At 73.6% G+C, this 19913-nt stretch carries 17 protein-coding genes; 9 read left to right on the forward strand and 8 right to left on the reverse strand.

The window, feature by feature from the left end:
- Nucleotides 1-3 precede the first annotated feature (3 nt).
- From IO33_RS0115660 to IO33_RS0115670, 3 genes are all read right to left on the reverse strand, one after another.
- Nucleotides 4-537, reverse strand: coding sequence for a nuclear transport factor 2 family protein (locus IO33_RS0115660; RefSeq protein ID WP_031165052.1), 534 nt, complete (start codon nt 535-537; stop codon nt 4-6).
- Nucleotides 534-1505, reverse strand: a complete 972-nt coding sequence (folP, locus tag IO33_RS0115665) for a dihydropteroate synthase (RefSeq protein ID WP_051926765.1) — start codon at nt 1503-1505, stop codon at nt 534-536. The genes IO33_RS0115660 and folP overlap by 4 nt, the downstream gene beginning before the upstream one ends.
- Before the next feature lie 145 nt (nt 1506-1650).
- Nucleotides 1651-3468, reverse strand: coding sequence for a phosphatidylglycerol lysyltransferase domain-containing protein (locus IO33_RS0115670; protein ID WP_031165056.1), 1818 nt, complete (start codon nt 3466-3468; stop codon nt 1651-1653).
- Between the two features lie 227 nt (nt 3469-3695).
- Here IO33_RS0115670 and IO33_RS0115675 point away from each other — a divergent pair, with 227 nt between their 5' ends.
- Nucleotides 3696-4823 carry an alpha/beta hydrolase gene (locus IO33_RS0115675; RefSeq protein WP_031165059.1) on the forward strand — a complete coding sequence of 376 codons (1128 nt, stop codon included), beginning with the start codon at nt 3696-3698 and terminating at the stop codon, nt 4821-4823.
- Nucleotides 4824-4920: 97 nt separating this feature from the next.
- The gene (locus IO33_RS0115680; RefSeq protein WP_031165061.1) at nt 4921-6576 is read left to right on the forward strand and encodes a hypothetical protein; all 1656 of its coding nucleotides are present in this window, start codon (nt 4921-4923) and stop codon (nt 6574-6576) included.
- Between the two features lie 55 nt (nt 6577-6631).
- Here the strand turns inward: IO33_RS0115680 and IO33_RS0115685 are convergent, their stop codons facing one another.
- Together IO33_RS0115685 and IO33_RS0115690 are read right to left on the reverse strand one after the other, a co-directional pair.
- On the reverse strand, nt 6632-7915 hold the full coding sequence (locus IO33_RS0115685; protein ID WP_245235799.1) for a PH domain-containing protein: 1284 nt from the start codon (nt 7913-7915) through the stop codon (nt 6632-6634).
- Between the two features lie 101 nt (nt 7916-8016).
- Entirely contained in the window at nt 8017-8520 is a 504-nt protein-coding gene (locus IO33_RS0115690) for a PH domain-containing protein (RefSeq protein ID WP_031165066.1), read from the reverse strand.
- A 31-nt stretch (nt 8521-8551) separates the two neighbouring features.
- Between IO33_RS0115690 and IO33_RS0115695 the strand changes: the two genes are divergently transcribed.
- Complete coding sequence (locus IO33_RS0115695) at nt 8552-9703, forward strand: NADH-quinone oxidoreductase subunit D (protein ID WP_031165068.1); 1152 nt, start codon at nt 8552-8554, stop codon at nt 9701-9703.
- Nucleotides 9704-9769: 66 nt separating this feature from the next.
- Here the strand turns inward: IO33_RS0115695 and IO33_RS47345 are convergent, their stop codons facing one another.
- Complete coding sequence (locus IO33_RS47345; protein WP_245235800.1) at nt 9770-10957, reverse strand: SAM-dependent methyltransferase; 1188 nt, start codon at nt 10955-10957, stop codon at nt 9770-9772.
- Nucleotides 10958-11183: 226 nt separating this feature from the next.
- On the opposite strand from IO33_RS47345, the gene IO33_RS0115705 reads away from it, so the two are divergent.
- Nucleotides 11184-12389: a sensor histidine kinase gene (locus IO33_RS0115705; RefSeq protein WP_031165072.1), complete on the forward strand. Its 1206-nt coding sequence runs from the start codon at nt 11184-11186 to the stop codon at nt 12387-12389.
- 98 nt (nt 12390-12487) lie between these two features.
- Nucleotides 12488-13159: a response regulator gene (locus IO33_RS0115710; protein ID WP_031165074.1), complete on the forward strand. Its 672-nt coding sequence runs from the start codon at nt 12488-12490 to the stop codon at nt 13157-13159.
- 98 nt (nt 13160-13257) lie between these two features.
- Here the strand turns inward: IO33_RS0115710 and IO33_RS0115715 are convergent, their stop codons facing one another.
- Nucleotides 13258-14361 (reverse strand): DUF5937 family protein, encoded by a 1104-nt coding sequence (locus tag IO33_RS0115715; protein WP_031165076.1) that lies wholly within the window; start codon nt 14359-14361, stop codon nt 13258-13260.
- Nucleotides 14362-14546: 185 nt separating this feature from the next.
- Between IO33_RS0115715 and IO33_RS0115720 the strand changes: the two genes are divergently transcribed.
- Entirely contained in the window at nt 14547-14753 is a 207-nt protein-coding gene (locus IO33_RS0115720) for a hypothetical protein (protein WP_031165078.1), read from the forward strand.
- A 69-nt stretch (nt 14754-14822) separates the two neighbouring features.
- Here IO33_RS0115720 and IO33_RS0115725 read toward each other — a convergent pair whose 3' ends face one another.
- A complete protein-coding gene (locus tag IO33_RS0115725; protein ID WP_031165080.1) occupies nt 14823-16004 on the reverse strand; it encodes a threonine aldolase family protein in 1182 nt (393 codons plus the stop codon).
- A 241-nt stretch (nt 16005-16245) separates the two neighbouring features.
- Between IO33_RS0115725 and IO33_RS0115730 the strand changes: the two genes are divergently transcribed.
- Genes IO33_RS0115730 through IO33_RS0115740 form a run of 3 tightly spaced genes read left to right on the forward strand, consistent with a single transcriptional unit; the run spans nt 16246 to nt 19900 of the window.
- A complete protein-coding gene (locus IO33_RS0115730; RefSeq protein ID WP_031165082.1) occupies nt 16246-17193 on the forward strand; it encodes a Rossmann-like and DUF2520 domain-containing protein in 948 nt (315 codons plus the stop codon).
- Nucleotides 17190-18182 (forward strand): pantoate--beta-alanine ligase, encoded by a 993-nt coding sequence (gene panC, locus IO33_RS0115735; RefSeq protein ID WP_031165084.1) that lies wholly within the window; start codon nt 17190-17192, stop codon nt 18180-18182. The genes IO33_RS0115730 and panC overlap by 4 nt, the downstream gene beginning before the upstream one ends.
- Nucleotides 18179-19900: an L-aspartate oxidase gene (locus IO33_RS0115740; RefSeq protein WP_031165086.1), complete on the forward strand. Its 1722-nt coding sequence runs from the start codon at nt 18179-18181 to the stop codon at nt 19898-19900. The genes panC and IO33_RS0115740 overlap by 4 nt, the downstream gene beginning before the upstream one ends.
- The last annotated feature ends 13 nt before the right edge of the window (nt 19901-19913 follow it).

Here is a 19913-nt window from a genome sequence, read left to right on the forward strand (position 1 = left end):
CGCTCAGGCGAGCGGTCCGTCGTCCGGATTCACGCCATTGATGCCGGTCTCGCCGTCCTCGCCGTCGCTCTCCGCCAGCACCGGGGAGGCGTGGTGGGACCAGAGCTTCCAGCCGGAGGGCGTGCGCCGGAACACGTTCGTGGCGACGACGAGCTGGCCGACCAGCGGTCCCAGTTCCGCGCCGTCCGCCGGGGCCGGGCCGCCGCTGAGGATGTTCTCCGTGCAGGTCACGAGGGCGGTGTCGCCGGTGACGGAGACATGCACGTCGGTGAGGAAGAACTGGATGTAGTCGGTGTTGGCCATGATCAGGGCGTACGACCGGAGGACCTCGCCGCGGCCGGTGAGCACCGGCCAGCCGGGGTGCACACAGGAGATCACGCCGGTGTCCGCCGGGTCGTGGTACTCCTCGTCGACGCCCAGGTCGGCGGGGGTGAGCCAGAGCGCGGACAGTTCCTCGAAGTCACCGCGCTCCATCGCCTCATAGAAGGCGGTGTTGGCGGCCTCCACCTGCTCGACGTCCGTATGGGGGGCGCTCACCGGGCTTCGTCCGCCCCACGTTCACCCTTATCGCCCAGCGTGTGCCCCGTTTCGCGCGCCCCTTCCTCGCGTCGTGCGCCCGGCGCTGATCCCGCTGCGCAGCCCGCTGCACGCGCCTGCTCCATGGCGCGCGCGACCCGTACCGCGTCCGCGGTGGCGCGGACCTCGTGGACGCGCACCGCCCACGCGCCGGAATGCGCCGCCAGGGCGGAGACCGCGGCCGTGGCGGCGTCGCGCTCCCGGGCCGGCGGGGGCGCGCCCTGCGGGCCGGCGAGGACACGGCCGAGGAACCGCTTGCGGGAGGCGGCCACGAGCATCGGGTGACCGAGGGCGCGCAGGCGGTCGAGGTGGGCGAGGAGGGTGAGGTCGTGCTCGGCCTCCTTGGAGAAGCCGAGGCCGGGGTCGACGACGATCCGGTCGGGGGCGATGCCGCCGGCGAGGACGGCCTCCACGCGCGCGTGCAGCTCGTCCACGACTTCGGTGACGACGTCGTCGTAGACGCCCTTGACGTTGCCGCCCTTGAGGAAGCCGCGCCAGTGCATGACGACGAACGGGGCGCCCGCGTCGGCGACCACGGGGATCATCGCCGGGTCGGCGAGGCCGCCGCTGACGTCGTTGACGAGGGCGGCGCCGGCCGCGAGGGACTGCTCGGCGACGGAGGCGCGCATGGTGTCGACAGAGACGACGACACCCTCGGAGGCGAGGCCGCGCACGACCGGGATGACCCGCCTGAGCTCCTCGGCCTCGTCCACACGGGTGGCGCCGGGACGGGTGGACTCGCCGCCGACGTCGACCAGGTCCGCGCCTTCGGAGACGAGGTCCAGACCGTGCTTGACGGCGACGGACGTGTCGAACCAGCGGCCTCCGTCGGAGAAGGAGTCGGGGGTCACGTTGACGACACCCATGACCGCGCACCGGTCCCACGCCGGAAGGCCCGCCACCTGGCCGCGCCCGCTGAGGTTGTTCATACGTTCAGCGTAGGCCCAGGAGGGTGCCGCGAACGCGCCGCGGCCCGGGCGGGAGCCCCGGTGCCTCAGGGGGCGGGGCGCCCGCCCGGGCGCGTCTTGGTCACACCGTCGGGTCATCAGGCGTCTGGTTGCGTCGTGCGGCGGGTCAGGCCGCGTGGACCTCGCGGTCCGCCACGGCGTGCGCGCAGGTGCGCTCGGCGGCCGCCGCCCTGCGCCGGCGCAGGAAGCGTGGGAGCGGCACGGCGAGGTCCACGAAGCCCTCCGCCTGCATGGCGGCGAAGCCGATGCGGGGCAGGTCGGCGGAGTGCCGGTAGACCACGAAGCGGGGCTCCCAGCGCGGCTGGAACTTGGCGTTGAACTTGTACAGCGACTCGATCTGGAACCAGCGCGAGAGGAACACCAGCAGTCCGCGCCAGGCGCGCAGCACCGGGCCGGCGCCGATCTTCTCCCCGCGCGCGAGGGCGGAGCGGAACATCGCGAAGTTCAGCGAGACGCGGCTGATCCCGAACTTCGGGGCCGACTGGAGGGCGGCGACGATCAGCAGCTCGTTCATGCCGGGGTCCGCGCTGCGGTCACGGCGCATCAGGTCCAGCGAGACGCCGTCCCTGCCCCAGGGCACGAAGTGCAGGATCGCCTTCAGGTCGCCGTACTCGCCGGGCTGCTCGTCGGACTTGTGGGCGGTGGCGATCAGGCAGTCGCCGTCGACGGGGTCGCCGATCCGGCCGAGCGCCATGGAGAAGCCGCGCTCGGTGTCGGTGCCCCGCCAGTCCTCCGCCGCCCGGCGGATGCGCTCCAGCTCGGTGTCGCCGAGGTCACGGATGCGCCGTACCCGCGTTTCGTAGCCGGCTCGCTCGATGCGCTTGACCATTTGTCGGACGTTGCGCATCGCGCGTCCGGCGAGGGAGAAATCCGCGACGTCCACCACCGCCTCGTCGCCCAGTTCCAGGGCATCGAGGCCGGTCTCGCGGGTCCACACCTCGCCGCCCGTCTCCGAACAGCCCATGACGGCCGGGGTCCAGGAGTGCGCCTTGGCCTCGTCCATGAAGCGTTCGATGGCGCCGGGCCAGGCCTCCACGTCGCCGATGGGGTCGCCGCTGGCGAGCATCACGCCGGAGACGACGCGGTAGGTGACCGCGGCCTTGCCGCTGGGGGAGAACACGACCGCCTTGTCGCGGCGCAGCGCGAAGTGGCCGAGGGAGTCACGGCGCCCGTGCTTCTCCAGCAGGGCCCGCAGGCGGGACTCGTCCTCCTCGGTGAGGCGCGCGGCCGGGTGTTCGGGGCGGAACGCCAGGTAGATGGTGGTGGCGGCGGTGATCCAGCCGAGGGCGCCGAGGGAGAAGGCGACGGTCCAGGACGTGTTGCCCTGGTAGTCGACCGGGCCCTCGAAGCCGAACAGGCCGTAGATGACGTGCGTCAGCCGGTCGGCCAGGCTCGGATCGCCGATCGTCCGGTGCGGGTGGACGCTGACGATGACGAGCCCGAGGAGGAGCGAACCGGCGCTCATGAGCACGAAGTTGGCGAGCGCCCGCCACCTGCTGCGCGGGTCGGGCAGCGCCGAGAACTCGCTTCGGTGCAGCAGGAGGGGAACGAGCAGCGCGACCGCGATCAGCACGCCGAGGATCGAGTGGCGGTAGGCGACCTGGGCCACCGCGCCCGCCGGCAGCAGCACGACCGCGGCGCGCCACGCCCGGCGTTTGCGCCGCTTGAGCCCGTGCGCGAGCAGCAGCAACAGCACGCCGGAGCTCAGCGAGAGCGCCGCGGCGAAGGGGCCGAACGAGCCCGGCAGCACCTCGGCGATAGCGTGCATACGGCTGTGCCGGAAGCGCGGGAACACACCCGCGGCGATGTCCAGGACGCCCACGAGCGCGGCCGCCCTGCCGACCAGGGCGGGGGCGGCCTCGGGGCGCGGACCGCGCAGTATGCGCCGCGCCCGGCTTGATCGGCCCGGAACCCCGCCCGACATTTCCCCATCTATCCTGACAGACATCGCATCCCGTAGTTCTGCGAGAGACCTTGAACCCGGGCCCGATCGGGCATCCGGCGACATTGCGCCCTCTAGGACGGTGTCTTGGGGAGAGAGGTTCACTCCCCACCGGAAAGTCGGGTCAAAGGCCAAGGAAAGCCCCGGGCAAGCCCTCGCGACGAAGCGTGGGCGGGTGCCGGGCGGAAAGCGCAGGCAGGAAACAGCCCATGGGTCTCACGAGCAACAAGGTGCTGGTACTGGCGATCTTCTTCGCCGCCGTCCTGTTCGTCGGCACGGTGTGGCTGTGGCCGCGGCTCGCCCGGCAGAGCTGGCGGACCGTCAGCGGGAGAGTCGGACTACTGCTCGCCACCCAGCTGGCGCTGTTCTCCTCCGTGGGCCTGGCCGCCAATCAGGCCTTCGGTTTCTACGCCAGCTGGGCGGACCTGCTGGGCCAGGAGACCGATCAGGGCGTCGTCGTCGACCACGCCGCGGGCGGCGGCACCGGCGGCCCGGTCCAGGTGCTCTCGTCGTCCGACGTGCAGGGCGTGCGCGGCCACGGCCCGCAGATGACCGGGCAGATACAGAAGGTCGACATCGTCGGCCGCAGGAGCCACATCGCCACGCCGGCGTTCGTCTACCTGCCGCCCGAGTACTTCCAGCCGCAGTACCGCACGCGTACGTTCCCGGCGGCGGTCGTCCTGACCGGCTACCCGGGTACGGCGCAGGCACTGGTGGACAAGCTGCACTACCCGCACACGGCACAGCAGCTGGCCAAGGACGGGCGGGCCCAGCCGATGATCCTGGTGATGATGCGGCCCACCGTGGCGCCGCCCCGGGACACCGAGTGCGTGGACGTCCCGGGCGGACCGCAGACAGAAACGTTTTTTGCGCAGGACCTGCCGGAGGCCGTCCTCACGCACTACCGGGTCGGCAAGCGGCCCGGCAGCTGGGGTGTCATCGGTGACTCCACGGGCGGCTACTGCGCGCTCAAGCTCGCCATGCACCACCCCGACGTGTACGCGGCCGCCGCGGGCCTGTCGCCCTACTACAAGGCGCCGATCGACCCCACCACCGGCGACCTCTTCCACGGCGACAAGAACCTGCAGAACCGCGCCGACCTGCACTGGATGCTCCAGCACCAGCAGGCGCCGGACACCTCGCTGCTCGTCACCAGCAGCAAGGTCGGCGAGCACAACTACAAAGACACACTGCAGTTCATCGCGCGCGTGCAGGCCACGAAGCTGACCCGGATCTCGTCGATCATCCTGGACAGCGGCGGGCACAACTTCAACACCTGGCGGCGCGAGATCCCGGCGGCGCTGCAGTGGATGAGCGGACGTCTCACCGACCGCTGAGCCGGCGAACGCCTGACGCCCCGTGAAGCCGGTGTTGTGGCCGTGTTTTTACGGGGCGGGGGTCCGCGATTCGCCTACGCGCGGTAAGTTTCTGGCCATGCCACGTGGACGCCACCGCCATTCACCACCCCTGCACCGGCTGTTGCCTCCGTCGGCGATCGCCGGTGTCTCCGTCGTCTGCGCGCTGGGTCCCTGGGCGTTCTCCGAGACCACGGTGTTGCGCGTACTGGCCGCAGCGGCCGCCGCGACGGCGGTCGTCGGCGCGGTCGTGATGCGCCGCTGGGACGCACAGGCGGGCAAACGGGTCGCCGAGCTGACACGCGCGCGTGTCGGCGACGAATGGCGGTACGAGGAGCGGGTCGCCGAACTGGAGACCGACCTGGAGGAGTCGCGCGAGCTGCGCGCCAAGCTGGAGCAGCGGCTGCGCGCCAAGCGCGCGGAGCTCGCCGGCCTGCGCAACGAGCACGCGGCCCTGCTGCGCCGGTACGCCACGGCGGAGACCGAGCGCGCGACCGCCCTGGAGGGGCGCCGGCTGCTGGAGATCGAGGCCGCCGAGCCGTCGTCCCCGCCCGCGCTGCCGCCCGCGCGCCGCGCCGAGCCCGAGCCGGCCGGGGTGGCGGAGGCGGACGAGGCCCCGGACCCTGCCGCCGTCGAGGGAGCGGGCGAGGCCGCAGAGCCGGCCGCGATCGCCGGGGAGGACCGGGAGGAATCCGGGGACGAGCCGGCGGCCTGCGCGGTGTTCTCGCCCGAGGGCGGCCGGCTGTACCGGCAGGCCCTCACGGCCCTGGCCCGGTTCGGCGGCGAAGCGCCGGCCGACGCCGGGACGGAAGCCGCCGAAGCGTCGACGCCCGCGGTGTCCGAGGCCGCGGCAGCCGAGGGCACGGCAGCTGAGGACATAACCGCCGGGGACACGGCAGCGGGGGACACGGCTGCGGAGGCCGTGACTGCCGAGGCCGTGACTGCTGAGGACACGGCTGCCGAGGGCATCGCTGCCGAAGAGATAGCTGCCGAGGAGATAGCCGCCGGGGACACCGCTGTGCGGCCGGCTGTTCCCGAGACCTCCGAGACCCCCGAGGTCCGCGAGAGCCCCGAGGCCTTTGCCCCCTCCGAGCCCCGCGAGCCCGGCACCGGCGAGCACGAAGCCGCCGAAGCCGGCGCCGTCACGGAGGCCGTCCCGGCGGGCAGGGCCGACGGTCGCAGGTCCGCTGCGGGCGCGGCCGGCTCCGTCGCCGCCTCGGAAGCCGCCGCGCAGGATGCCCCGGACGGCGTGGCGGAAGGCGGCGCGACGGACGGCGCCGAGGCCGCTCGCAGTGAGGCCGGTGCGCCGGCCGCCCAGGAGGACGAGGCACAGGGGCAGCCCGTGGCGGCCGGCGGGCACGCGCGCGCGGCCGCCGAACCCACGGCACCGGCCGAGCCCGCCAAGCCCGTGGGGCAGCCTGCCGGGCACTTCACGGTGCCGACCGCGGTGGCCGTCGTACCGGCCGCGCCCGCGCGGCGCCAGACGGTCGAGGGCGGTTTCGACTTCTTCGGCACCCAGAAGGGCGGACCGAAGGCCGCGCTGGACTCCGTGCAGAACGAGGATCTCGCCGACGTCGTCGGCGAGGAGGCGCTCGCCGTGCACAAGGCCGAGTCCGAGGCCGGGTTCAAGCAGGCCGACGCGCAGTCGCTCGGTGTCGGCCAGGTCATCGACCTCACCGCGCACGACGAGACCGAGCAGATCGACGTGCAGGGGCTGCGCAGCGCGGCTTCCTGAGCGATCACGGCTCACGAGGACGACAGGGCCCGGCTTCCCGCGAGGGAGCCGGGCCTCATGTCATCCAGCGGTCCGGGCGGGCGACCCGGCGGCCCGTACGGGACCTCTCCGCCTGGGCGTGCAGGAGCCGCGCGGCGTCCTCGGCGTCCCGCAGACGGGCTGTCACGGTCTTGTCGGCTCCGGTGTCCACGTGGACCTCGGCGAGCCGCCAGAGGCGCTGCCAGGGGCCCTGGCTCAGCCGTACGCTCTGCACCTTGGCGTGCGGGACCAGCGAGAGCCGGCGGCGCAGCAGGCCGTGCCGGGTGGCGAACACGGTGTCGGTGACCGCGAGGCGGTGGCCGCGCCACCACACAGGCACGCACCAGCGGGCCCGGCGCGGGGGCCCGCCCAGCGTCTGGGGCACCGTCACACCGGGCAGCACGCGCGCGACGACCGACTCGGCGACCGGGCGCGGGGCGACCGGCACCAGCACCGAGTTGGCGGACCCGGCCACGTCCAGCTCCACCCGCACCCAGCCGAGCCGCCGCCACAGCAGCGGCTCCACGATCCGCACGGTCTGCACCCGCCCGGGCGGGACCGTCTCGTGCGTACGGTCGAGCAGCCCGTGGTCGATGCGCAGCCCGTCCGGAGACTCGCCCACCTTCCAGTCGAACTCGCCGGCGAACCGTCCCGCGCTGCTCGCGCCGGCCGCGCCGAGCAGCGGCAGGGCGGTCGCGAGGACCGTCCACAGGTTGTGGGTGGTGAGCCACAGCGCGGTCGGTACGACGACCGCGGCGCACCATGCGCCCCAGGTGGCGCCCGTCAGCGCCAGGGAGAGCGCCAGAGCACGCGGAGGGACGCGCAGCAGCTCGTGCGCCGGCGCCTCGCCGACCTCACGCGCCGTCTCGGGAGCGAAACCCGCCGCGCGCGCCAGCAGTTCCGCGCGCAGGGCGCGTGCCTCCCGCTCTCCCAGGAAGGCCAGTTCGTCCTTGTCGTCGGCGCCCACGACGTCGATCCGCAGCTTGGCGACACCCGCCACGCGCGCGAGGAGGGGACGGGAGACGTCCACGGCCTGGATGCGTTCCAGGCGGATGTGCGCGGTGCGCCGGAACAACAGGCCGGTGCGGATGCGCAGTTCGGTGTCGGTGACCGCGAAGTGCGTGAACCACCAGGACAGGAAGCCGTAGAGGCCGGCCACCGGCACCAGCACGGCGAGTCCCAGCAGCAGCACGGTGGTGGTCAGCCGTTCCAGCTGCTGCTGCGTCGCGTTCGGGTCGTGCACCGCCCATCCGGCGAGCACGGTGATCGGTGCCCACGCCCGCCGGAAGGGCGTGACGGGGTGCAACCGGCGCTCGGTCACCGCCGCGCGCTCCGCTGCATGCCCGGCATGCCCCGCATGCCCGGCCTGTGTCGTCTGCGCCGGTTCCGCGGCGGGTACGGCGTCGCCGTGGTCGGGGGCGGTCACAGGCCCGCCGATCGGGCCTCGCCCAGCTCGGTGAGCCGGTCGCGCAGCCGCTCCGCCTCGGCCGGGTCCAGGCCGGGGATGGTCGCGTCGGTCGCGGCGGCCGCCGTGTGCAGCTGCACGTGGGCCAGCCCGAAGCGCCGCTCGACGGGTCCGGAGGTGACCTCGACCAGCTGCATCCGCCCGTACGGCACCACCGTCTCCTCGCGCCACAGGACACCGCGGCTGATCAGCAGGTCGTCCGCGCGCTCGGCGTAGCGCCACGAGCGCCAGTTGCGCTCCACCAGCCGCCAGCCCCACGCGCCCAGGGCCGGCGGAGCCAGCGCGAAGGCGGCCCACACGGGCCCCACGAGCAGGCCCAGCAGCAGCCCGACGGCGACCGTGAGCACCGCCGTCCACACCACCACGAGCAGCCGGCGCACCCGTATCAGAGCGGGCTGCAGCCCCCGCCACACCAGCTCGGCCCCCGGTATCCCGGTCTCATCCGGGCTCCCCGTCTCCATGGGCCCAGCGTACGTAGGGGAAACTGGGGCCATGACTCCTACGACGGAGACCACGGTCGGGATCGGCGGCGCCGCGGAAAGCACCGACATGGTGCTCAACATCGGACCCCAGCATCCGTCCACACACGGCGTGCTGCGGCTCAGGCTCGTGCTGGACGGGGAGCGCATCGTGCGCGCGGAGCCGGTGATCGGCTATATGCACCGCGGCGCCGAGAAGCTCTTCGAGGCGCGCGACTACCGCCAGATCATCGTGCTCGCCAACCGCCACGACTGGCTGTCGGCCTTCTCGAACGAGCTGGGCGTGGTCCTCGCCGTGGAGCGGATGCTCGGCATGGAGGTGCCCGAGCGGGCGGTGTGGACGCGCACGCTGCTCGCCGAGCTGAACCGGGTGCTGAACCACCTGATGTTCCTCGGCTCCTACCCGCTGGAGCTCGGCGGCATCACCCCGGTGTTCTACGCGTTCCGGGAGCGCGAGGTGCTGCAGAACGTCATGGAGGAAATCTCCGGCGGGCGCATGCACTACATGTTCAACCGCGTCGGCGGCCTCAAGGAGGACCTGCCGGCCGGCTGGACCGCACGCGCGCGTGCCGCGGTCGCCGACGTGCGCTCGCGCATGGACGTCTTCGACGACCTGGTGCTCGGCAACGAGATCTTCCGGGGCCGCACCCGCGGGGTGGGCGCGATGACGCCGGAGACCGTGCACGCCTACGGCGTGAGCGGGCCCATCGCGCGCGCCTCGGGCGTCGACTTCGACCTGCGCCGCGACGAGCCGTACCTGGCGTACGGCGACCTGCAGGACACCCTGAAGGTCGTCACCCGGAGCGAGGGCGACTGCCTCGCCCGCTTCGAGGTCCTGCTGGAGCAGACGCACAACGCGCTGGACCTCGCCGACGCCTGCCTGGACCGGCTCGCCGAGCTGCCGCCGGGGCCGATCAACCAGCGGCTGCCGAAGGTGCTGAAGGCGCCCGAGGGGCACACGTACGCGTGGACCGAGAACCCGCTCGGCATCAACGGCTACTACCTGGTCAGCAAGGGCGAGAAGACGCCGTACCGGCTGAAGCTGCGCTCGGCGTCGTACAACAACATCCAGGCGCTGACCGAACTGCTGCCGGGGACGCTGGTGGCGGACATGGTGGCGATCCTGGGCTCGATGTTCTTCGTGGTCGGCGACATCGACAAGTAGGCCGGCCGGTGTGCACGGCCGCCGGCCGCGGGCACACGGCCGGCCGTGTGCACGGTGGCGGCCGGCTCAGGCGAGCGGGTGCGGGATTCCGACCGGCTGGAGCAGCCAGCCGAAGTCGCCGAGGCCGCCCGGGGCGGTGAGCTCGGCGGCCTCCCCGGCGCTCGCGAGGGCGCGCACGTAGGCGGTGGGGTCCGTGGAGGCCAACGCGAGCGGGGGGCGCGCGCCGGTGATATCGAGGGCGTGCAGGGCGGCGCGTTGCGTGAGCAGGCGCGCGGCCGGCAGGGCGCGCGCTGCGGAGGAGGGCGCCTGCGCCGTGTCTGAGGGCCTGTGCGCCGGGCTCGGAGGCGCGTCCGAAGGCACGGGCGCGGTGTTCCGGGATGTGCGAGCCGTACCCGGCGGCACGGCGGGCATGTCCGAGGGAGCGCGAGCCGTGTCGTAGGGCGTGCGCGCCTCCTCCGTGGGTGCGCAGACCGTGTCGTGAGCCGTGCGCGCCGCTTCTCCGGGCGTGCCCGAGGGCGTGTGCGCCGTGGGAGCCGCCGCGCACGCGTCCAGCGCGACGTGCGCCGTGATGTCGCACGACCCGTCCGGCACGGGCGCCGTCTCGCGTCCCGCGCGAAAGCCGGTGAGCGTCCCGAACGGAGGGCGGGTGTCCAGGGTGTGCGCGTAGTCCACGGCCACCGCGAGCCCGCGCACCACCCGGTCCACCACCGAGGCCCATGCCAGGTCCCGGGGCAGCCCGATCTCCGCGCGCAGCCCTTCCTCGGCCGGCAGCGGCCACCAGCGCGCGAGCCAGTCCGCCTCGGCGCCGGTCACCGGCTCTCCGAGCCGCTCTTCGCCGTCGCCGGTGACGAGCACCAGCCGGGGCAGCCCCGCGGGGTCCACCTCGGCGACGTCCACGGGCACGTTGTCCAGCCACTCGTTGGCGAACAGCAGGCCCGTTACGGCGGCCGGCGGCGTGTCCAGCCAGGTGATCCGTTCGTCCAGGCCGGCCGGGCGGTCGGCGAGTTCCACGGCGTACGCACGCGCGCGTGCGGCCACGTCGGCGGGCAGAGCGGCGAGCACGCCGGTGACCAGTTCGCCGCGTCCGGCTCCCATGTCGACGAAGTCCAGCGCCGGGGGCCGTCCCAGTGCCTCGTCCACCCGGCACAGCAGCCCGGCCACGGCCCGCGCGAACAGCGCGGAGGCGTGCACGGACGTGCGGAAGTGGCCGGCCGGGCCCTCCGGGCGGAGGTAGAAGCCGCCGGGGCCGTACAGTGCCGCCCCGGTCGCCGCGCGCCAGCCACGCGGGCCGTCCCACCGGTCGTGGTCGCCGTGCCCCGCGCCGGAAGACCGTTCCGCTTCCCGTCCCGTCTCATCCGTCACCGCAACAGACTAGGCGCACAGATGATCACTTCCTCCACCTTGCGGAGTACACGCGCCCAGCGTGGATCGGCCCTCCGGTTGACCCCTGCACGCATCTGTTTTCCCTACTCTGGGTTACGTGCAGCGCCTCTACGACTTCCTCCGCCGCCACCCGACCTGGGTCGACACCTTCTGGGCCGTCGTCCTGCTCGGGCTGTCCGGCGTGAGCGTGGTCAACCTCAGCGGGACGACCGGTCACCACGGGACACGCGTCGCGGGGATGGCCGTGTCCGTGGTCCTGTGTGCCGTCGTCGCGCTGCGCCGGCGTTACCCGGAGCCGATGCTGCTGGTCGCCCTCGCGACGGGCCTGGCCCAGCTGGTGCTGGACGTCGAGCCGACCGTCGCCGACTTCGCGATGCTGGTGATCACGTACACGGTGGCGGCGGTCGGTGCGCGCTGGGCCTCCCGGCTGGCGCTCGCCGTCAGCCTCGTCGCGGCGACCCTCGCGCAGATCCGCTGGCCGGCCGAGCACTCCAGCTTCTTCGGGCAGGTCGCCATCGCGGTCTTCCAGACGGTGCCCTTCGCGCTCGCCTGGGTGCTCGGTGACTCCATGCGCACCCGGCGTGCCTACTTCGCCCAGCTGGAGGAGCGCGCGGCCCGGCTGGAGAAGGAGCGCGAGGCGCAGTCGAAGGTCGCGGTGGCCGCCGAACGCGCCCGTATCGCGCGTGAGCTGCACGATGTCGTCGCGCACAACGTGTCGGTGATGGTGGTGCAGGCGGACGGCGCCGCCTATGTCCTCGACGCCGCGCCCGACCAGGCCAAAAAGGCCCTGGAGACGATCTCGTCCACCGGCCGTCAGGCCCTCGCCGAGATGCGCCGCCTGCTGGGCGTGCTGCGCACCGGGGAGCACCAGGAGGGCGGGGAGTACGTCCCCCAGCCGGACGTCGAGCAGATCGACGACCTGATCGAGCAGTGCCGCAGCTCCGGTCTCCCGATCGACTTCAAGGTGGAGGGCACCCCGCGCCCGCTGCCCAGCGGCGTGGAGCTGACCGCGTACCGGATCGTGCAGGAGGCGCTCACCAACACCCGCAAGCACGGCGGCCCCCACGCGGGCGCGAGCGTCCGGCTGGTCTACTTCGACGACGGGCTCGGCCTGCTCGTCGAGGACGACGGCAAGGGCGCCCCGCACGAGCTGTACGAGGAGGGCGGCGCCGACGGCCAGGGACACGGCCTGATCGGTATGCGCGAGCGGGTCGGCATGGTCGGTGGCACCCTGGACGCCGGCCCGCGTCCGGGCGGAGGATTCCGCATCAGCGCCCTGCTGCCGCTCAAACCGGCGCACTGACGTGGCCGCACGCCCCCTGTTGACACCTGTAACACCCCCGCCACCTGTAACACCCTCGCTCTGAAGCACGATCCACCGCCCCGAACGAAAGAGGCCCGATGACGATCCGCGTGATGCTCGTCGACGACCAGGTGCTGCTGCGCACCGGATTCCGGATGGTGCTCGCCGCCCAGCCGGACATGGAGGTCGTCGCGGAGGCGGGCGACGGCGTCGAGGCCCTGCAGGTGCTGCGGTCCACGGACGTCGACGTCGTCCTGATGGACGTGCGCATGCCGAAGCTGGACGGGGTGGAGACCACCCGGCGGATCTGCATGGAGTCGGACCCGCCCAAGGTGCTGATCCTGACCACCTTCGACCTGGACGAGTACGCCTTCTCCGGGCTGAAGGCGGGCGCCTCCGGATTCATGCTCAAGGACGTGCCGCCCGGTGATCTGCTGGGCGCGATCCGTGCCGTGCACAGCGGCGACGCGGTCGTGGCGCCGTCCACCACCCGGCGCCTGCTGGACCGCTTCGCGCCGATGCTGCCCTCCGCCGGAAAGGAGCCGCAGCACAAGGAACTGGAGCGGCTCACCGACCGGGAGCGCGAGGTGATGGTGCTGGTCGCGCAGGGCCTGTCCAACGGTGAGATCGCGGCCCGGCTGGTGCTGAGCGAGGCGACCGTGAAGACCCATGTGGGCCGCATCCTGACCAAGCTCGGTCTGCGTGACCGGGTCCAGGTGGTGGTGCTGGCCTACGAGACGGGGCTGGTGCGCGCGGGCGGGCACGGCTGACGCGTGCCGTACGGCCCCCCGGGTTCGGCGCGGGCCACCGGGGGCCGTACGGCGCCGGCTTCGGTGCGGGACACCAGGGGCGGCGCACGGGCCCGGCTTCAGCGCAGGACGCCCTCGATGAAGTCGCTGCCCAGCCGGGCCACCGCCGCGAGGTCGAGCTGGTGCTGGACGTACCGCCCCCGGCGGCAGTCGGTGACCAGGCCCGCCTTCTTCAGCACCGTGAGGTGCCGGGATATCTCGGGAGCGGACATGCCGTGGGCGTCGGCCAGTTCGCCGGTGGTGTGCGCGGCCCGGGCGAGATGCCGGCACAGCCGCATCCGCACCGGGTGGGCCAGCGCCTCCAGCCGGCGCGTGAGCTGTTCGACGGACGGGGCCTGCGGGCGCGTGCCGCTCGCGGGGTAGGTGATCGAGGGCTGCCAGCCGTACCGGTGCAGCACCATCAGGTGCGGCCAGCCCATGCTCGTCGGGACGAGGACCAGGCCGCCGTCGCCGGTGGCGGTGCGGCCCACCAGGAGCTTGTCGACCGTGATGAGCGCGGCCTCCTGGTCCAGCGAGATGGCTCCCGAGAGGGATGACAGGGCCTCGGCGAGGCCCTTGCGGCGCAGCAGTTCGCTCTTGTGCCGGGCGTCGGCGGCGAGCTGGGGCTGCAGCCGGGACCAGGTGTCGGCGAAGAAGGCCTGGTCGCAGTCGAGCATCAGCTGCCGGAACCACGCCCGGACGGCTGGCGGGTCGTCCAGCAGCCGGTGCGTGAAGCGCTCCTGCGCGCCACCGCGTGCGGCGGCCAGCTCCAGGGAGCGGCGGCGCAGCTCCGGGTCGGCCAGGGGGCCGGGATCCTGGACGTCGTAGCGCAGCTGGCAGGTGAACTCCAGGACGGCGTGGACGAACTGTTCGTCCGTCAGCTTGTCCAGGAGGTCCAGTTCCTCGGCGAGCGTGGCCCCGGGGAGCGTGCGGCCGCCGGGGATGCCCGCGAACGGGGCGAAGACGTCCGAGAACGTCGTACGCCACAGGAAGTCCGCCTCGCACAGCCGGTCGGCCAGGCAGGGATCCAGGCGGGACGAGACGGCGGTCGCCCAGCCCTGGAGGTCGGGGTGGTGGCCGGGCTCGCTCAGGGCGTGCAGGGCCATCCCCAGTTCCGCCAGCGGGGAGGGCACGACGGAGACCCGCTCCGGGGGCAGGCCGGTGATGTCGATGGTCACGCTCATGTCCTCCATCGTGCACCGGGCCACTGACAGCGCCGCCGTGGATTGACGGCAGCCGTCAATCCACGGGACAACCACCCCCGGCCGGCGGCAGGGTGGAGGCACCGGGGCGGCCGCGGAGCCCGAACGGTCATCGAGCGGTCGGTGACCAGTCCATGTCCCGAGATCTTACGAGAAGGCGATCCGCCATGAGCATCACCCAGCAGTACCTCCTCGACAGCCATCGCGCCCGCGTGCTCGGCGAGCCGGAGCCGCCCGCGCCCGGCCGGCACGACGTCGGCGTACTTCGTGAACTGCGGGACCGCCGGCGCTTCGACGCGGTCATCGCCGGGCGCCCGGCGCGAGGACGTGTGCGGTACGCCCTGCGCCGGTGGCTGCGCCCACGCGCGCTCTGATCAGCCCGCCCAGCGCCCGCGCCCCGCGCGTGCCGTGGACGTGGGCGCTGGCACGCCGCGTCGCCGCGGTCAGCCTGCGGGCAGGCGGGTGACGAAGTCGGCCACGGCCGCCCGTACGTCGTCCGCGGTCCACTCCAGGCCGGGGGCGCCGACGGTGACCTCGGCGTAGGCCAGCCCCGGCCCGCCCCGTTCCCAGTAACCGGGGAAGAGGTACGTGCCCGTCTCCTCGGCCTGGCGCACCGCCGCCTCCAGCAGGACCCCGGAGTCGTACGGCAGCCAGATCTGGAACTCGTGGGTGTGCGGCTCCTCGGGGTGCACGCGAGCCCACGGCAACCCGGCCGCGGCGAACCCCTCACGCAGCGCGGCGGCGACCACGCGCGCGTGCCGCACGTAGTCCGGCAGCCGGGGCAGCTCGCGCTCCAGGCCGATGAGCGCCGACAGCGCGGTGGGGAACTGCTGGAAGATCTGGCCGCCGTACCGGTGCCGCCACGTCCTCGCCTCGTCCACCAAGGTCTTCGGGCCGGCCAGCGCGGCGCCGCCGAAGCCGTCGAGGGACTTGTAGAACGACACGTAGACGCTGTCCGCCAACCCGGCGATCTCCGCCAGGGGCCGGCCGAAGTGGACCGTGGTCTCCCACAGGCGCGCCCCGTCGAAGTGCACCACCGCGTCGCGTTCCCGTGCGGCCTCGACGACCTCGGTCAGCTCCTCCCAGGTGGGCAGCACATAGCCGGCGTCCCGGAGCGGCAGTTCCAGCATCAGCGTCCCGAAGGGCTCTTCGAGATCGCGTATCTCGGCAGCCGTGGGCAGCCGGGGCTCGCTGGTCACGCGCACCGGCCGCAACCCGCTGACCTCGCTGAACGCGTGCCGCTCGTGCACCTCGGGGTGGGCCAGGGCGTGCAGGGCGACCGCGCGGTCGCCGGTGCGGCCCGCCCAGCAGCGCAGCGCCACCTGCTGGGCCATCGTGCCGCTCGGGAAGAACGCGGCGGCCTCCGTGCCGAGCAGGGCCGCTACCCGCTCCTCCAGGTCCGCCACGATCCGGTTGCCGTAGATGTCCACCGTCCGGTCCAGGTCGTACACCTCGGGTGCCGCCTCCTGGAGGGCTGCCAGCCGCTCCCTCACGGTGCGCCGGGCTCCCTCGCGCGCGAGCACGCGTTCCGCCTTCGCGAAGGCGGCCAGCCGCCGCTCCCGCATCCGCTCCTGTCCGGACTGCTCCGTCTGCTGCTGTTCACCGTGCTCGGCCATGTTGGTCATGCACGGATCATGCCGCGCGGCCCCGCGCGCGGTCAGTCGGATTACGGCCGGGGGCGGCATGCGTCGGGGCTCCGGGGACAGGCGCGGCACGGCCCGGCGCGCAGACGCGGGCGGGCGTGGTGACGGCGTGGTGTAACCCACAGCCTGTGGACAACCGGTCGGCGCCGGACCGAGATAGCGTTAACATGACGAGAAATCGTCCGGTACCCAGAGCGGACTGGAACGGGAAGGCCTCCGTCGCGTGAGTACAGTCCACCAGCCAGACCTCAAGGACCGCCCCGCGCGGCTCACCGTCGGTGTCGTCGGCGCCGGCCGCGTGGGCCCCGCGCTCGCCGCGTCCCTCCAGCTCGCCGGGCACCGCCCGGTGGCCGTCTCCGGTGTCTCCGACGCCTCCCGGCGGCGCGCCGAGACCATGCTCCCGGACGTGCCGCTGGTGCCGCCCGCCGAAGTCCTGGAGCGCGCCGACCTGGTGCTGCTCACCGTTCCCGACGACGTCCTGCCCGGCCTGGTCACCGGCCTCGCCGAGACCGGCGCGGTACGGCCCGGACAGCTGCTCGTGCACACCTCCGGCCGGTACGGCGCGGGGGTCCTCGACCCGGCCCTGCGCGCGGGCGCCCTGCCGCTGGCCCTGCACCCGGCGATGACCTTCACCGGCACCCCCGTCGACGTCCAGCGCCTCGCCGGCTGCTCGTTCGGCGTCACCGCGCCCGAGGAACTGCGGCTGGCGGCCGAGGCCCTCGTCATCGAGATGGGCGGCGAGCCCGAGTGGATCAGCGAGCAGAACCGCCCGCTGTACCACGCGGCCCTCGCGCTCGGCGCCAACCATCTGGTGACCCTGGTCGCCCAGTCGATGGAGCTGCTGCGCACGGCGGGCGTCGCGGCGCCCGACCGGATGCTCGGCCCGCTGCTCGGCGCCGCCCTGGACAACGCTCTGCGCTCCGGCGACCTGGCGCTCACCGGGCCCGTCGCGCGCGGGGACGCCGGCACGGTCGCCGCGCACATCACCGAGCTGCGCAGGCACGCCCCGCAGACCGTCGCGGGCTACGTCGCGATGGCCCGCGCGACCGCCGACCGGGCGCTCGCGCACGGCCTGCTGAAGCCCGAACTCGCCGAGGACCTGCTCGGCGTGCTGGCCGACGGCACCCGTGGCACGAACGGCACTCACGGCACCGAGGGGAACGACCGATGACCACCGCCCTGCTGAGCACCGCCGGCGAGCTGCACGCGCGCGTGCGCCACGGCCGCCGTGCCGTCGTGATGACCATGGGCGCGCTGCACGAGGGCCACGCCACCCTGATCCGCACGGCGCGTGAGATCGCCGGCCCGGACGGCGAGGTCGTCGTCACCGTCTTCGTCAACCCGCTGCAGTTCGGCGCGGGCGAGGACCTGGACCGCTATCCGCGCACCCTGGACGCCGACCTGAAGATCGCCGCTCAGGCCGGCGCGGACGCGGTGTTCGCGCCCTCCGTGGACGAGGTCTACCCAGGCGGTGACCCCCAGGTCCGGATCACCGCCGGTCCCATGGGGGAACGCCTGGAGGGCGGCTCGCGGCCCGGCCACTTCGACGGCATGCTCACCGTCGTCGCCAAGCTGCTGCACCTCACCCGCCCCGACGTGGCCCTGTACGGCCAGAAGGACGCCCAGCAGCTGGCCCTGATCCGGCGCATGGTGCGGGACCTGAACTTCGGCGTGGAGATCGTCGGCGTACCGACCGTGCGCGAGGAGGACGGGCTCGCCCTGTCCAGCCGCAACCGCTACCTCTCGCCCGACGAGCGCCGTACCGCGCTCGCGCTGTCCCGGGCGCTGTTCGCCGGCCGCGACCGGCACGCCGCGCAGGAGGCGCTGCGCGCGCGTGCCCGCGAAGTGCCCTCCACGCACGCGCGTGCCGAGGCGCTGAGCGCCCTGGGGGAGTCCCGCGCCGCCGCCGACGCGCACGCGGTCGCCACGGCGTCCCCGGGCGGTCCCGCGGCCGTCCGCGCGGCCGCACGGCAGGTGCTGGACGAGGCCGCGCGTTTCGCCCCGCCGCTCGAACTGGACTACCTGAGCCTCGTCGACCCGTCCGACTTCACCGAGATCGGCGACGACTTCACCGGCGAGGCCGTTCTCGCCGTCGCCGCCCGGGTCGGCACGACCCGGCTGATCGACAACCTCCCTCTCACCTTCGGAGCCGCCTCGTGACCAGCACAGGCACCAGCACAGGCACCAGCACTGGCATACGACTGCACGCACCCGCTCCCGGGTGGTCCATCTCCGCGGACGTGGTCGTCGTCGGCTCCGGGGTGGCCGGCCTGACCGCTGCCCTGCGCTGCGAGGCCGCTGGCCTGACGACCGTCGTCGTCACCAAGGCCCGCCTGGACGACGGCTCCACCCGCTGGGCACAGGGCGGCATCGCCGCCGCGCTCGGGGAGGGCGACACGCCCGAACAGCACCTCGGGGACACCCTGGTGGCCGGCGCGGGGCTGTGTGACGAGGAGGCCGTACGGATCCTCGTCACCGAGGGCCCCGACGCGGTACGGCGGCTGATCTCCACCGGCGCCCACTTCGACACCGACGACGAGGGCGACATCCACCTCACCCGCGAGGGCGGCCACCACCGGCGCCGGATCGCGCACGCGGGCGGCGACGCGACGGGCGCGGAGGTCTCCCGGGCGCTCGTGGAGGCCGTACGGGCGCGTGGGCTGCGCACCATCGAGAACGCGCTCGTGCTGGACCTGCTCACCGACGCCGAGGGCCGCACGGCCGGGGTCACGCTGCACGTGATGGGCGAGGGCCAGCACGACGGCGTGGGCGCCGTGCACGCCCCCGCGGTGGTGCTGGCGACCGGCGGCATGGGCCAGGTGTTCTCCGCGACCACCAACCCGTCCGTGTCGACCGGTGACGGCGTCGCCCTGGCGCTGCGCGCGGGCGCCGAGGTCAGCGACCTGGAGTTCGTGCAGTTCCACCCGACCGTGCTGTTCCTCGGCCCGGAGGCCGAGGGCCAGCAGCCGCTGGTCTCCGAGGCGGTACGCGGCGAGGGCGCCCACCTGGTCGACGCGGACGGCGTGCGCTTCATGGTCGGCCAGCACGAGCTGGCCGAGCTGGCGCCCCGGGACATCGTCGCCAAGGGCATCCTGCGGCGGATGCTGGAGCAGGGCGCCGAGCACATGTACCTCGACGCCCGGCACTTCGGCGCCGAGATGTGGGAGCACCGCTTCCCGACCATCACGGCCGCCTGCCGCGCCAACGGCATCGACCCGGTCACGGACTTCATCCCGATCGCCCCGGCCGCCCACTACGCCTCCGGAGGCGTGCGCACGGACGCCCAGGGGCGCACCACCGTGCCCGGCCTGTACGCGTGCGGCGAGGTCGCCTGCACCGGCGTGCACGGCGCGAACCGGCTCGCCTCCAACTCCCTCCTCGAAGGCCTGGTCTACGCCGAGCGGATCGCCGCCGACATCGCCGCCGCCCGAGCGGAGAACGGCCTGCACGCGGGCGTGCCCCAGCCCGTCCCGGACCCCGAGAAGCCGGCGCACCCGCTGCTCGCCCCGGAGACCCGGTTCGCCATCCAGCGGATCATGACGGAGGGCGCGGGCGTGCTGCGCTCGGAGGAGTCCCTGGCGAAGGCCGCCGGGCAGCTCCAGCGGCTGCACAGCGAGGCCCGTGACGCGCTGGACGAGAACGGCAAGACGGCCGAGCCCGGTGTGGACACCTGGGAGGCCACCAACCTGCTGTGCGTCGCCCGCGTCCTGGTCGCCGCCGCGCGGCTGCGCGAGGAGACCCGCGGCTGCCACTGGCGCGAGGACGACCCGGAGCGCGACGACACCCGCTGGCGGCGCCACATCGTCGTACGGCTGAACCCCGACCGGTCCCTGGCCGTGCACACCACCGACACCGCAGACTTCCCCCCTACCCGGTAATCCCAGCGCCCCA

Origin of the sequence: Streptomyces durhamensis (assembly GCF_000725475.1) — a bacterium.
GTDB lineage: Bacteria > Actinomycetota > Actinomycetes > Streptomycetales > Streptomycetaceae > Streptomyces > Streptomyces filipinensis.

Bases quoted from the DNA above. Each gene is read 5' to 3' on its own strand.
- IO33_RS0115690 (WP_031165066.1), bottom strand. From the start codon at position 8,520: ATGGAGACGGGGAGCCCGGATGAGACCGGGATACCGGGGGCCGAGCTG.
- IO33_RS0115695 (WP_031165068.1), top strand. From the start codon at position 8,552: ATGACTCCTACGACGGAGACCACGGTCGGGATCGGCGGCGCCGCGGAA.
- IO33_RS0115670 (WP_031165056.1), bottom strand. From the start codon at position 3,468: ATGTCGGGCGGGGTTCCGGGCCGATCAAGCCGGGCGCGGCGCATACTG.
- panC (WP_031165084.1), top strand. From the start codon at position 17,190: ATGACCACCGCCCTGCTGAGCACCGCCGGCGAGCTGCACGCGCGCGTG.
- IO33_RS0115710 (WP_031165074.1), top strand. From the start codon at position 12,488: ATGACGATCCGCGTGATGCTCGTCGACGACCAGGTGCTGCTGCGCACC.
- IO33_RS0115715 (WP_031165076.1), bottom strand. From the start codon at position 14,361: ATGAGCGTGACCATCGACATCACCGGCCTGCCCCCGGAGCGGGTCTCC.
- IO33_RS0115720 (WP_031165078.1), top strand. From the start codon at position 14,547: ATGAGCATCACCCAGCAGTACCTCCTCGACAGCCATCGCGCCCGCGTG.
- folP (WP_051926765.1), bottom strand. From the start codon at position 1,505: ATGAACAACCTCAGCGGGCGCGGCCAGGTGGCGGGCCTTCCGGCGTGG.
- IO33_RS0115725 (WP_031165080.1), bottom strand. From the start codon at position 16,004: ATGACCAACATGGCCGAGCACGGTGAACAGCAGCAGACGGAGCAGTCC.
- IO33_RS0115675 (WP_031165059.1), top strand. From the start codon at position 3,696: ATGGGTCTCACGAGCAACAAGGTGCTGGTACTGGCGATCTTCTTCGCC.
- IO33_RS0115680 (WP_031165061.1), top strand. From the start codon at position 4,921: ATGCCACGTGGACGCCACCGCCATTCACCACCCCTGCACCGGCTGTTG.